Genomic DNA, 13,328 nt, shown 5'->3' on the forward strand with positions numbered 1-13,328 from the left:
ACCCATGCAACCCGACTTCTTCGACAACAGAGCGCGCATCGTCAAGGACGACCTTGTCGCCAACATAACCGACGGCGATCGTGTGGCGATAGCCGCGTCGGTGTTCTCCATGTACGCCTACCAGGAACTCGCCGAGCAGCTTGAGGGCATCGACGAGCTGCGCTTCGTCTTCACGTCGCAGGCGTTCACCAAGCAGCGCCCAACGCGCGAGAAGCGCGAGTTCTACATCCCACGCCTTTCCCGTGAGCAGGGCCTTTGCGGCACCGACTTTGAGATCAAGCTGCGCAACGAGCTCACGCAGAAGGCCGTCGCGACCGAGTGCGCCGACTGGATCCGCCGCAAGGCGCGCTTCCGCTCCTTCGAGGGCGAGGGACGCATGAGCGGCTTCATGGATATCGACAAGACGGACGACAACGCAGCCTACATGCCCTTCGATGGCTTCACCACCCGCACGCTAGGCTGCGACAACTCCACGGACACCCCCGACGTGACCATGCGCTTGGACGCCTCCCAGTCGCGCGCCCTGCTGCAGCAGTTCGACGCCGCCTGGGACTCGGGCGAGCTCCACGACGTCACCGACGCCGTCATCGACGGCATCACGGCCATGTACCAGGAAAACGCGCCAGAGCTCATCTACTACATGGCGCTCTACCGCATATTCAGCGAGTTCTTGGACGACGTCTCCGAGGACGTACTGCCCAACGAGGGTCTGGGCTTCCGCGACAGCCTCATCTGGAACAAGCTCTACGACTTCCAGAAGGACGCGGCGCTCGCCATCATCAACAAGCTCGAGACCTACAACGGCTGCATCCTGGCAGACTCCGTGGGCCTTGGCAAGACGTTCACCGCGCTCGCCGTGATCAAGTACTACGAGAGCCGCAACAAGGACGTGCTCGTACTGTGCCCCAAGAAGCTGCGCGACAACTGGATCACCTACAACTCGAACGTCGTGAACAACCCCATCGCGGGCGATCGACTGCAGTACGACGTGCTCTACCACACCGATCTCTCGCGCACGCGAGGCACGTCGGAGACTGGGCTGCCGCTCGACCGCCTGAACTGGGGCGCTTACGGCCTGGTTGTCATCGACGAGAGCCACAACTTCCGAAACGGCGGCGACTCGGCGTCGGAAGACAAGATGAACCGCTACCAGCTGCTCATGGAGAAGGTCATCAAGCAGGGCGTGAAGACAAAGGTGCTGATGCTGTCGGCCACGCCCGTGAATAACCGCTTCCGCGACCTGCGCAACCAGCTCGCCCTGGCATACTGGGGCGACCCCACGGGCTGGTCTGAGAAGCTGCGTCTGGAGAACGACATCGAGACGGTTTTCCGCAATGCGCAGACCGTCTATTCCCAGTGGTCGAAGCTGCCCGCCGAGCAGAGGACGACCCACGCCCTCACCGACATGCTCGACTACGATTTCTTCGAGGTGCTCGACCAGGTGACCGTGGCGCGCAGCCGCAAGCACATCCAACGCTACTACGACATGAGCGCCATCGGGCCCTTCCCGAAACGCCTGCCGCCGATATCGAGGCGCCCCAAGCTCTCGACGCTGGCGAACGCGATCAACTACCGCGAGATATACGAGGAGCTTGACTCACTCGCCCTTGCCGTGTACATGCCGAGCTCGTACGTGCACCCCAGCAAGATGGAGAAGTACGCGAAGATGGGCGGAGGCGGCAACCTCACGCTCGGGGGGCGCGAGACGGGCGTGCGCCGCCTCATGACGACGAACCTGCTCAAGCGCCTGGAGAGCTCGGTATGCTCATTCCGCCTGACGCTCGAGCGAGTACTGGCGGCCATGAACGCCGCCCTCGAGACTATAGACGACTACCGCAGGGGCCTGGCGTCGGGCGCCAGCGTCGCCGACGGCGACCTGCCGGGCGGGTTCGACTTCGACCCCGACGACGAGAACGGCTTCGAGGTGGGCGGCGCCACGAAGATCCTCGTCGAGGACATGGACTGGATGAGCTGGGAGCGCGACATCGAGGCGGACGTCGCCGTCATCGAGGTCCTGATCTCGATGGTGCGCGACATCGACCCTGCCCACGATTCCAAGCTCATAGAGCTGTGCGAGCAGATCCGCGAGAAGTCGCAAGGCCCCATCAACCCGGGCAACCGCAAGGTGCTCGTGTTCACCGCGTTCTCCGACACGGCGGACTACCTCTACGAGAACGTCTCGGCATTCGCGAAACGAGAGCTCGGCCTCGAGTGCGCCAAGGTCACGGGCGACGGCTGCGCCTGCACGATAAAGGCCGTGCCCCCGCATATGCAGGAGGTGCTCGCCTGTTTCTCGCCCGCGTCGAAGGAGCGCGATGTGGTGGCACCGCAGCTTGCGGGCTGCGACGTGGACATCGTGATCGCCACCGACTGCATCTCGGAGGGCCAGAACCTCCAGGACTGCGACTACCTGATTAACTACGACATCCACTGGAACCCCGTGCGCATCGTGCAGCGCTTCGGCCGCGTGGACCGCATCGGTTCGAAGAACGCCCGCATCCAGCTGGTGAACTACTGGCCCGACGTGGAGCTTGACGAGTACATCAAGCTCAAGGCGCGCGTCGAGGAGCGCATGCGCATCACCGTGATGACGTCCACCGGCGACGACGACTACATCAACGCCGACGAGACGGGAGACCTGGAGTACCGCCGCCAGCAGCTCGAGCAGATGCGCGACGAGGTCGTGGACCTTGAGGACGTCTCGGGCGGCGTGTCCATCACCGACCTGGGCCTCAACGAGTTCCGCATGGACCTGGTGGGCTACTACCGCGACAATCCCGACATCGACAGGCTCCCGAGCGGCATCAACGCCGTGGTGGAGGGCGACGAGCCCGGTGTCATCTTCGTGCTGCGCAACGTCAACAGCAAGATCGACCGCGACGGCGCGAACCACCTGCACCCGTTCTACGTGGTTCGCATGGGATCCGACGGATCCGTGGCTCACGGGCACCTGGAGCCCAAGGCGGTGCTCGATGGCATGCGCCTTTTGTGCCGCGGCAAGTCCGAGCCCGACATGGCGCTCTGCCGCGCCTACAACCGCGAGACCAAGAACGGCCGCGACATGCGCCGCGAGGCGGGGCTTCTCCGCGACGCGGTCGCCTCGATCGTCGACTCCAAGGAGGAGTCCGACGTCGACAGCTTCTTCGCCGGCGGCACGACGGGCTTCTTGGAGAACGACATCGAGGGGCTCGACGACTTCGAGCTCGTGTGCTTCTTGGTGGTGAGGCCCAGATGCTAGGGCTTCCGAGCACGACCGAGGTGGGCCGACGCATACCCAAGGAGGCCTTCTACGGCCGCCTGAAGGTGAGCGCCGCGCTGCGCCAGTCCTTCATCGACGACGTCAAGCGCTTCGTGATCGCGAACTCGATAAAGACCTCCACGACCGGCATACCCGACGGGGAAAGCGTGCACGAGGTGCTCGTGGTGGAAGTGGCGCTCAAAGCCCGCCGCGTCCCCGAAGAGGTGCTGGCGCTTGTGGCCCAGGCGAACCCCCATAAGCTGCTGTTTGCGTGCACTTTCAACGACGAGGTTCGCCTCGCGGTGATGCTCAAGAGAATCGCTGTGGGAGAATGGCAAAGCGCCGGGGATACTTCCCTCACCCTGAAAGCGACGAGCATGGACGAGGTTTGGGACTCGATCGCCTCGCAAGTTGCGTATGGCGATACGGGCAGCGAAACCGCAACCGTTGACGAGCGCTTCGCGGCGGACGCCAAGCTCAAGGCACTGCGAGATGAGCTGGCACGAGTGGAGGCGCGCGGGCGCAAGGAGCGGCAGGTGGCGCGCAAGAACGCGCTTTTCGACAAGGCAAAGCAACTCAAGCGGCAGATCGCCGTCATAGAGGAAGGCAGATAGATGGAAAAGATCGAGATGGGCACGCCCGACGGCGCCGTCGAGAACATCGAGAAGATTGCGGAGCTTTTCCCACAGGTTATGACCGAGGTGGAAAACGCCGACGGTGAACTCGAGCGCGCCGTGGACTTCGACGCGCTGCGCGATCTTCTGGGTGATGTGACCGAAGGCCAGCGTGAGCGCTATCAGTTCACTTGGCCCGGCAAGCGCGAGGCAAAGGCCGAGGCGCGCCGCCCCATCTACAAGACGATGATTCCCGAGCCAGGCAAGTCTAAGGATTGGGACACCACGGAGAACCTCTATATCGAGGGAGACAATCTGGATGCTCTGAAAATCCTGAAGGAGACCTACGCCGGCAAGGTGAAGCTCATCTACATCGACCCCCCATACAATACGGGCCATGACTTCGTCTATGACGACGATTTCGCCCAGACGCGTGGCGAATACGACTCTGAGAGCGGCGAATACGACGAGAAGGGTGGCCGCCTGGTCGCCAACACCGAGAGCAACGGCCGGTTCCATTCGGACTGGTGCTCCATGATTTACCCTCGGTTGCTTCTTGCACGCGACCTTCTGACTCCTGACGGATTGGTGTTTATTAGTATTAATGCTTGCGAAGAAGTAAACCTTGTAAAGATATGTGACGAGATTTTTGGCCCAGATAATCGCGTGATGGACTTTGTCTGGAAGAACAAATATGGTCTTGGCGCACTTACAAAGGGGGCTGCAAGCCTTCATGAATACGTGCTCTGCTATGCAAAAAAATATCCCGATAATCTAGAAGCAGAGCTGTCGGGCTCTGAAATAGAAAAATACAACAAATTTGATTCAAAGCAGGCTATTCGGGGCGGCTATATTACTCAACCTCTTGCAACAAAAAGCAAAGATGATAGGCCGAACCTCGTTTATCCACTTGTCCACAATGGGATTGAAATATGGCCTGATAAACAGTGGATTTGGTCAAAGGAGCGGCTATTAAAAGCTTATGATAACGACGAGATCGTTATCAACGAAAAGAATGGGAAGTATAGCGTTCGGTTCAAGCAATACTTACGTGATGAGAATGGGGTAATGCGTAAAGGTAAACCCCTTTCGCTAATCACGAGTTGTTTCAACCAAGATGGCACAAAAGAGATCGACGGGCTATTTGGAAAGCGTGTTTTCGATTTCCCAAAGCCATCCCGCTTAATTCGAGATTTCGTTCTTTATCGTATTAACGATATCGATGATTCTGACTTTATTGTGATGGACTTCTTTTCAGGATCCGCTGCAACTGCTGATGCGGTTATGCAGGCAAATTCGATAGATGGAGGGAATCGTAAGTTTATATTGGTTCAGATTCCCGAGCAATGCGATGAAAAGACCGTCGCTGCGAAAGAAGGCTATCGGACTATTTGTGAGATTGGCGAGGCGCGTATCCGTCGTGCAGGTGAGAAGATCCGTGCCGAAATCGATGACTCGAATCGTCAGCTTGAGCTAGGTGCCGAACCCAAACCTTATCCCGATTTTGGCTTCCGCGTGCTGCGCATCGACTCCTCGAACTTCAAGGACTTCTACCTCACGCCTGACGAGACCGCCCAGGAGAGCCTTTTCGATTTCGCTGACAACGTAAAGGAGGGGCGCTCCGACCTTGATTTGCTCTTCGAGGTGCTGCCCAAGCTCGGCATCCCGTACTCCGCGAAGATCGAGGAGCGCGTGCTCGCCGGCAAGAAGGTGTTCTTTGTTGATGGCGACAAATTGGCGGCCTGCTTCGATGCGAACGTCGGCTCCGACACCATCGAGGAGATGGCGAAGGCAAAGCCCTGGTACGCCGTCATCCGCGACTCATCCATGGCCGACGACGCCACGCACGCCAACTACGAGGAGTTGTTCCGCACCTACAGCCCCGACACCGTTCCCCAAGTGATTTAAGGCGTCAACATGAAGTTCAAGTTCAAAGTACAGCAGTACCAAACCGACGCCGCAGACGCGGTGGCCTCGGTCTTCGAGGGGCAGCCCAACCAGGGCGCCTCCGTCTACCTGCGCGACCTGGGCCGCAAACCCAGGCGCGCGCAGGGCGAGATCGACTTCGGCGACGAGGGCACCGAGGGCTATGCCAATGCACCCGTCGCGCTTTCGGGCGCCGACATATTGGCAAACGTGCACGCGGTGCAGCGACGCAACCAGATCCCCGAGTCGGAGGAGCTTTTCTGCGGCATGGGAGCCTGCCAGCTGGACGTCGAGATGGAGACGGGCACCGGCAAGACTTACGTCTACACCAAGACGATGCTCGAGCTCAATCGTCTGTACGGCTGGTGCAAGTTCATCGTGGTGGTGCCATCGGTCGCCATCCGCGAGGGCGTCGCCAAGAGCCTGGAGAACACCCAGGAGCACTTCTTCTCCCAATACCACAAGAAGATCAGGTTCTTCATATACGACTCGGACAACCTGACCGAGCTGGATGCGTATTCCCAATCGAGCGACGTCAACTGCATGGTCATCAACATGCAGGCGTTCAACGCGTCAATGAAGGAGGGCGCCAAGAACAAGGCGGCGCGCATCATCTTCGACGAGCGCGACGAGTTCGGCAGCCGTAGGCCCATCGACGTCATAGCGGCGAACCGCCCCATTGTCATCTGCGATGAGCCCCAGAAGATGGGAAAAAAGGGGGTCGCGACCCAGAAGGGCATCGCCCGCTTCAACCCGCTGTTTGTGCTGAACTATTCGGCAACTCACAAGGAGAAGCACGACCTGGTGTATGCCTTGGACGCCTTGGACGCCTACAACCAGAAACTCGTCAAGCACATCGAGGTGAAGGGCTTCGCCCTCAAGAACATGCGAGGAACCGACGGCTACCTGTACCTGCGCGACATCGTGGTATCCAAGAACCGTGCTCCCGAGGCCGTTATCGAGTTCAAGTGCATGGGCGCGGGCGGCAAGGTGCGCAAGAGAACCGCGCGCTTTGGTGAGGGCGACAGCATCTACGACGCCAGCGGTTCGACGAAGCTCGAAGCGTACCGCGGCTACACCATCGCGAGTGGCAACGACGGCGTGGTCCCGCCTCAGGACGGACGCGCAGGCTACGTGCGCTTCCTGGACGGCTCTATCGGGGACGACGGGCGCATCTACATCGGCGAGGTCTACGGCGACTCCGCCGCCGATGACATGCAGCGCCTACAGATACGCGAGACGATCTTGAGCCACCTGCAGAAGGAGGAGGCGCTTTTCCGCCGCGGCATCAAGTGCCTGAGCCTTTTCTTCATCGACCAGGTGGCGAAGTACCGTGACCTCTCCGGCAACGGCGAGACCGTGGGCTACGGCAAGATCTTCGAGGAGGAGTACGAGGCCATCGTCTCCGACAGATTGAAGCACCCCACGCAGGACGACATCCTCAGCCCCTCCTACGCGCAGTACCTCGGGCGATTCGAGGCACGCTCGGTGCACTCCGGCTACTTCTCTGTGGACAAGAAGGGCAATGCCGTTGAGTCGAAGGCCGAGAAGAAGTCCGAGCGCGAGGACGGCATCGGCATCAACGACGACGACGCGAAGCGTGCCTACGACCTGATCCTGCGCGATAAGGAGCGCCTGCTTTCGTTCGATGAGCCGGTGCGCTTCATTTTCAGCCACTCTGCGCTGCGCGAAGGCTGGGACAACCCGAACATCTTTCAGATATGCACGCTCAAGGAGTCGGGTTCTGAGACGAGCAAGCGCCAGGAGGTCGGCCGTGGCATGCGCCTGGCGGTTGACCAGGAAGGCAACCGCCAGGACGCCGCTCTGCTGGGACCCGACGAGGTGCACCGCGTGAACTTGCTCACCGTGATCGCGTCGGAGAGCTACGAGACGTTCGTGAGGGATTTGCAGACCGATATAAGCAAGAGCCTGCGCGAGCGCCCGAAGAAGGTGGAGATGAACCTGTTCAGCGGGTGCGACGTCGTGCTCGACGGCGAGACGGTCTCCTTCACCGAGGAGGAGTCGAAGCGCATCTACAAGGCTCTTTACAAGTGCGACCTCATCGACGACGACGACAAGCCGACCGCCGAGTTCCGCAAGGCTGTCGAGGGCGGCACCTTCGTGGAGTACTTCGTCGTGAAGCTGCCCGAGGGCATCGCCGACACCGCCCACGCCAAGGCGGTCGAGGCGCTGGTGAGAAGCGTCTACGACGCGCACGCACTCGACGGCATGATTGGGCGCGCCCAGGAGAAGATCACCGAGAACACGATGACCGACAACTTCGCCAAGCGCGAGTTCAAGGAGCTGTGGGCGCGCATCAACCGCAAGCACGCCTACACGGTGAGCTTCTCGGACGACGAGCTGAGGAGCAAGTCGATAGAGCGCATCAACGGCGATTTGCGCGTGAGCAGGCTGCAGTACACCCTGACGGTCGGCGGGCAGAAGTCACAGGCCACGCGCGACGAGGTGCAGGGCGGCTCGTCGTTCGACCGCACGCAGACCGAGACTCGCGACGTCGACGCCGGAACCACGTCCGTGGGCGTGACCTACGACCTCGTGGGCGAGGTGGCGCAGGCCGCTGCCATCACGCGCAGGAGCGCCGCGGCGATCCTCGCCGGCATCGACGCCAACGCGTTCGAGCTCTACCGAGTGAACCCCGAGGAGTTCATCAAGAAGGCCGCTGCGCTCATCGTGTCGGAGAAGGCGACGATGGTCGTTGAGCACATCAGCTACCACGAGATCGACGACGTCTACGACGAGGCTATTTTCACCGAGCGCATGCCCGACAACGCGAGCAAGGCGTACGAGGCTAAGAAGAACATCCAGCGCTTCGTGTTCCCTGACTCCGACGGCGAGCGCAGGTTCGCCGAAGACATGGACGCCGCCGCCGAGGTAGCGGTCTACGCCAAATTGCCTCGAACGTTCCAGATTCCCACACCGGTGGGCAACTACGCCCCCGACTGGGCTATCGCCTTCAAGGAGGGCAGCGTGCGCCACGTGTTCTTCGTCGCCGAGACAAAGGGCACCATGGACACGATGGAGCTCTCCGGCGTGGAAAACGCCAAGATCGCTTGCGCGAAGAAGCTCTTCAATGAGATGAGCACCAGCGACGTGCGCTACCACAACGTGGCAACGTACGAGGACCTGCTCGAGGTAATGGGCAGGATGAGCTAGGCAACGTTTATGGAAAGTAAGGATAATCAGAAGGATACAGTTCTTTCGATTTGTGCGAGCCCTTTGGCGTTCGCGAAATCGGCTCACTGGGAATTATTCGTCGGATAGATAGGCCTTTAAGGATGGATGCTGGAAAAGCAACGATAAGTGGCGTGCTCAACGGATCGCGCCTGCTCGAAATACCCTTTTACCAAAGGGCGTACGTCTGGGGAGAAGAGCAATGGGAGCGCTTCCTCGGCGACATGGAGTTCGTCACGGCCTCGAAGCGACCCTATTTCCTGGGCTCCATCATTCTGAAGCAGGCCTCCTCTGGCAACACCTGGTCTGAGGTGTCCGAGGTTCGTACCGTCATCGACGGCCAGCAGCGTCTCACAACCATGGTCATCTTCTTCAAGGCGCTTTGCGCGATAACCGACGCCGACTGGCTGTTCAAGCGAGATTTCGTTCTGGAGACCGGCGAAGTTGCCCTAAGGCACGGCAAGTACGACCGCCAGGACTTTGAGAGGGTCATCAGCGCCACGGGCTCTGAGTCCGTCGGGGGCTCCTCGGCCATAATCCTTGCCTACAATTACTTCCTCAAGAACATCGACCCCGAAAAGGTCGACAGGAACACGATAAAGTCGAACGTCCAGTTCGTCTGCATCGACCTCACCGAGGGCGAGGACGAGCAGCAGATATTCGACACCATCAACTCGCTCGGGGTGCGCCTGACAACGGCGGAGCTCCTTAAGAACTACTTCTTCAACCGCGAGAACGAGCAGGCGTTCAAAGAGTGCTGGGAAGACATCTTCGAGCCCACGGCGGAGAAGAGGGAGTATTGGGAGCAGGAGGTCGTTACCGGGCGCATCAAGCGCACGCTCATCGACCTCTTCTTCGACGCGTTCCTCCAGATTCTGGTCCAGGACAAGGAGCGTGGCGTCACGACTGAGGACAAACTCTTCTATTCGCGCACCTCCAACCTCTTCCAATCCTACAAGGATTTCATCGGCAAGTACTGCAACGGGGACAAGGACGAGATTCTCGACAGCATGAAGGCGTATGCTGGGGTGTTCGAGTCCACGTTCGACCCAAGCTGCTGCGACGCGGACGTCCCCTCCGCTCCCGGCGTCGAGCGCCTGAACGTGCTGATATTCGGCCTCAAGAACTCTACGCTCATCCCATATGTGCTATACGTTCGCAAGAACGCGGAGTCTTCGGGCGATGAATCCGAGGTCTTTGCCTTGCTCGAGAGCTACATCATCCGCCGAATGCTGGTCCGGGCGACCACGAAGAACTACAACAGGCTGTTCACCTCGCTGATCCTGAACGAAGTGAAGGACGCCGAGGCCCTGAGGAAGGCGCTCGAGGCCAATGAGGAGGCGACGACGTACATGCCCGGCGATGCCGAGGTTCGGACGGCGTTCGAGGAATCGTGCCTCTACAACCTTCAGTCCAAGGGCGTCCTCTATCTGCTGGAAAGCGCCATTCGCCCTGGCATGAGCAGCACGGCCCTGCTCGGGTTCAACCAGTACTCCCTCGAGCACATGATGCCCAAGAAGTGGCGCAACAAATGGGGAGCCCTCGATGACGAGGCTGCCACCCGAAGGGACCGGAAGCTCCTCACGCTCGGCAACCTCGCCATCATCACGCATTCTCTCAACGCCTCCATCCGCGACGCAGATTGGACCACCAAGAAGCAGGGAAACGGATACAACGACGGCTTGGCCCTCTGCGCCGCCGGCCTAGCGACAATGGCCGACGTTTTGGAGAAAGAGTCTTGGGATGAGGACGACATCGCCGATCGTGCCGAATGGCTTGCGAACAAGGCGTTGGAGGTCTGGCGCTAGGCCTATCTTCGTCCCATTTCAAAGATGCTTGCGGTGTCGGAGCCTACGTCCACGACACCTGTCGTCGGCTCTTCCAAAGACGCGGTTCGTGGCAACGCCTCAACCGCTGGCGTGTCATCAGGCTCGCCAAGCGCCAGGAAGAATCCCATCACAAGCTCGACTCACGGCTGCAAGGACTCGCTCAGCTCGCCATAGGATGCCACCAGGCTCACTTCCTTGGCCAACTCCGCCATCGAGTCCTTCAACGCCTTTTGAACGCTCACAGAGGGCCTCACCTCAACTTGGGTATCGGTGAGCTTGGCAATGATGTAGTCCTGCCGGTTCATGCCGTTCCAGGCAGCCAACTCGCATATGAGGTTGTGCTCCTCGGGCGTGCAACAAAACACCATCGTCTTGTTGCGCTTGCGGGCGCTGTTCTCGCACGGCATCCTTCTTACCCCCTCGCCCCCGTCGAGCGCGGCGGCCATCTAGTCCCGCTTCATGGGGAACAGGTGCGCATAGCGGTAGGTGATGCCCGCCGTCTCGTGCCCCATATGATCGGCGATTGCGAGCGCCGTGAAACCCATGTTGATGAGCAGGCTAACGTGGCTGTGGCGCAAGTCGTGGATTCTGATGCGCTTCACGCCCGTCTTTCTGCAGCCGCTCGTGCTGGGCTTCGACGAGAGGGCCGAGCACAGCCCTATGCTGGCTCAGGCGATCAAGGCGTGGAAGCGTGTGATTGATTCGGAAAAAGCCGGCGAGATGACCCCCGAAGAGGTGGCCGATTGGAAGGCGAGTTTCGGGGCAAAATAAAGCCACCGAGGGCAATGATTCGAATCAAAATCGCAGCTCAAAGCGCAATAAAGACCCCCGAAACCGCTTGATTTCGGAGGTCTTTCCAATCTGTCATTCCCGTTTGTTGCAGGTGGCTTGGTGGCGTCTGACCACTCATGACGCGCCGTGGCGCTCTGGGAATGATTTCAGGTGGCTTGCAAGAATCGGGGTTAGGTCACTCCCACTCGATGGTGGCCGGGGGCTTGGAGGTCACGTCGAGGACGACACGGTTGACCTCGGGCACCGAGTTGGTGATGCGCGTGGAGATGCGGGCCAGGACGTCGTAGGGCAGGCGCGTCCAGTCGGCCGTCATCGCGTCCTCGGAGGACACGGGGCGCAGCACGATCGGGTGACCGTAGGTGCGGCCGTCACCCTGGACGCCCACGGAACGCACGTCGGCGAGCAGGACGACCGGGCACTGCCAGATCTCCTGATCCAGGCCGGCCGCCGTGAGCTCCTCGCGGGCGATCAGGTCGGCGGCGCGCAGGATGTCCAGGCGCTCGCGCGTGACCTCGCCGATGATGCGGATGCCGAGGCCGGGGCCCGGGAAGGGCTGGCGGTTCACCAGGTAGTCGGGCAGGCCCAGCTCGCGACCGACCGCGCGCACCTCGTCCTTGAAGAGGGTACGCAGGGGCTCGACCAGCTCGAAGGTCATATCCTCGGGCAGGCCGCCCACGTTGTGGTGGCTCTTGATGTTGGCCGCCCCCTCGCCGCCGCCGGACTCGACGACGTCGGGGTACAGGGTGCCCTGGACGAGGAACTTCACCTCGCCGCCGGCGGCGCCGATCTCTTCGATGACCTGCTTCTGGGCGGCCTCGAAGGAGCGGATGAACTCGCGGCCAATGATCTTACGCTTCGCCTCGGGCTCGGTGACGCCGGCCAGGGCGGACAGGAAGCGCTCGGACTCGTCGCACGTGATGACGCGAATACCCATGCCGCGCGCGTAGTCGTTCTCGACCTGCTCACGCTCGCCCGCACGCAGCAGGCCGTGGTCGATAAAGAAGCAGGTCAGCTGATCGCCGACAGCCTTGTGCACGAGGGCCGCAGCCACGGAGGAGTCCACGCCGCCGGACAGGGCGCAGATGACCTGCGCGTCGCCGACCTGCTCGCGGATCTTCTCAACCTGCTCATCCACGATGGAACCGGCGGTCCACGTGGGTTCCAGGCCCGCACCCTCGTACAGGAAGTTCTTCAGCGCGTCCTGGCCGAACTGGGAGTGGCCCACCTCGGGGTGCCACTGCAGGCCGTAGAGGCGACGCTCACGCGACTCGAAGGCCGCGACGGGGGTCTCGGTGGTCGACGCGGTGACGGTGAAGCCCTCGGGCGCGCCCTGGACAGCGTCGCCGTGGCTCATCCACACGATCTGGTCGTCGGGGGTGCCGCTGAACAGGCAGGAGTCACCGGCAACGGTGGCCTCGGTGTGCCCGTACTCGCGGGTGCCCGTGCGACCGACCGTGCCGCCGAGGGTGTGGGCCATGGTCTGGAAGCCATAGCAGATGCCCAGGACGGGCACACCGGCCTCGAAGATCGCAGGATCGACGGAGGGCGCACCCTCCTCGTACACGGAGGACGGACCGCCGGACAGGATGATGGCGGCGGGCTCCTTGGCGAGCATGTCCGCCACGCTCATGGTGTGGGGGACGATCTCGGAGTAGACGTTGGCCTCACGCACGCGGCGCGCGATCAGCTGGGCATACTGCGCGCCGAAGTCGACGACGAGGACGGGGTGCATGTCAG

At 61.0% G+C, this 13,328-nt stretch carries 9 protein-coding genes; 6 read left to right on the forward strand and 3 right to left on the reverse strand.

Going from position 1 to position 13,328, the window contains the following annotated elements:
* The first annotated feature begins 4 nt into the window (after nucleotides 1-4).
* From CYJ22_RS03880 to CYJ22_RS03900, 5 genes are all read left to right on the forward strand, one after another.
* A complete protein-coding gene (locus CYJ22_RS03880) occupies nucleotides 5-3,238 on the forward strand; it encodes a helicase-related protein (RefSeq protein ID WP_101601237.1) in 3,234 nt (1,077 codons plus the stop codon).
* Nucleotides 3,232-3,852, forward strand: a complete 621-nt coding sequence (locus CYJ22_RS03885) for a DUF4391 domain-containing protein (RefSeq protein ID WP_101601239.1) — start codon at nucleotides 3,232-3,234, stop codon at nucleotides 3,850-3,852. Before CYJ22_RS03880 ends, CYJ22_RS03885 begins: the two co-directional genes overlap by 7 nt.
* Complete coding sequence (locus CYJ22_RS03890; RefSeq protein ID WP_101601242.1) at nucleotides 3,853-5,760, forward strand: site-specific DNA-methyltransferase; 1,908 nt, start codon at nucleotides 3,853-3,855, stop codon at nucleotides 5,758-5,760.
* A 9-nt stretch (nucleotides 5,761-5,769) separates the two neighbouring features.
* Nucleotides 5,770-8,952: a type III restriction-modification system endonuclease gene (locus CYJ22_RS03895; RefSeq protein ID WP_101601245.1), complete on the forward strand. Its 3,183-nt coding sequence runs from the start codon at nucleotides 5,770-5,772 to the stop codon at nucleotides 8,950-8,952.
* A gap of 152 nt (nucleotides 8,953-9,104) precedes the next feature.
* Nucleotides 9,105-10,778, forward strand: a complete 1,674-nt coding sequence (locus CYJ22_RS03900; protein ID WP_207760502.1) for a DUF262 domain-containing protein — start codon at nucleotides 9,105-9,107, stop codon at nucleotides 10,776-10,778.
* Nucleotides 10,779-10,939: 161 nt separating this feature from the next.
* Here the strand turns inward: CYJ22_RS03900 and CYJ22_RS10230 are convergent, their stop codons facing one another.
* Together CYJ22_RS10230 and CYJ22_RS03910 are read right to left on the reverse strand one after the other, a co-directional pair.
* Complete coding sequence (locus CYJ22_RS10230; protein ID WP_207760503.1) at nucleotides 10,940-11,245, reverse strand: plasmid mobilization protein; 306 nt, start codon at nucleotides 11,243-11,245, stop codon at nucleotides 10,940-10,942.
* Complete coding sequence (locus CYJ22_RS03910) at nucleotides 11,246-11,401, reverse strand: tyrosine-type recombinase/integrase (RefSeq protein ID WP_431768513.1); 156 nt, start codon at nucleotides 11,399-11,401, stop codon at nucleotides 11,246-11,248.
* On the opposite strand from CYJ22_RS03910, the gene CYJ22_RS10090 reads away from it, so the two are divergent.
* Entirely contained in the window at nucleotides 11,391-11,570 is a 180-nt protein-coding gene (locus CYJ22_RS10090; protein WP_133124155.1) for a hypothetical protein, read from the forward strand. The two genes, CYJ22_RS03910 and CYJ22_RS10090, sit on opposite strands and share 11 nt — an antisense overlap.
* Before the next feature lie 196 nt (nucleotides 11,571-11,766).
* Here CYJ22_RS10090 and guaA read toward each other — a convergent pair whose 3' ends face one another.
* Nucleotides 11,767-13,323: a glutamine-hydrolyzing GMP synthase gene (gene guaA / locus CYJ22_RS03915; RefSeq protein ID WP_101601250.1), complete on the reverse strand. Its 1,557-nt coding sequence runs from the start codon at nucleotides 13,321-13,323 to the stop codon at nucleotides 11,767-11,769.
* Between the last annotated feature and the right edge of the window lie 5 nt (nucleotides 13,324-13,328).

The organism is Schaalia odontolytica, from assembly GCF_002847525.1.
GTDB lineage: Bacteria > Actinomycetota > Actinomycetes > Actinomycetales > Actinomycetaceae > Pauljensenia > Pauljensenia odontolytica_B.